The organism is Citrobacter sp. TBCS-14, from assembly GCF_005280805.1.
GTDB classification, from domain to species: domain Bacteria; phylum Pseudomonadota; class Gammaproteobacteria; order Enterobacterales; family Enterobacteriaceae; genus Citrobacter; species Citrobacter gillenii.
In genome coordinates this window covers 1-202 of sequence record NZ_SZWM01000701.1, presented here as the reverse complement: position 1 = coordinate 202, position 202 = coordinate 1, and the positions used below count along the sequence as shown (strand labels likewise).

Annotated in this window: 1 pseudogene; it reads right to left on the bottom strand. The window is 55.9% G+C overall.

Annotated features, from left to right (window positions below):
* Positions 1–202, bottom strand: a pseudogene (locus FDX22_RS20790) (terminase); the annotation flags it as partial.

Genomic DNA, 202 nt, shown 5'->3' with positions numbered 1-202 from the left:
CCGTTCTGACGCCGATTTTTAAATAGTATTTTTCTGCCGTGGCCAGCAACCGATCGGCTTTCTCCAGCGTTTCGATATCATCCACACTCGCGGCCGTTGTCTGGCCATCTTCGCTGCGCAGCAGCTCCAGCCCCGCAAACTTGAACCACTTGGCCGTGACCTGTTCATGCAGCCGCCAGGTACTGGCGACACGCTCAAATGT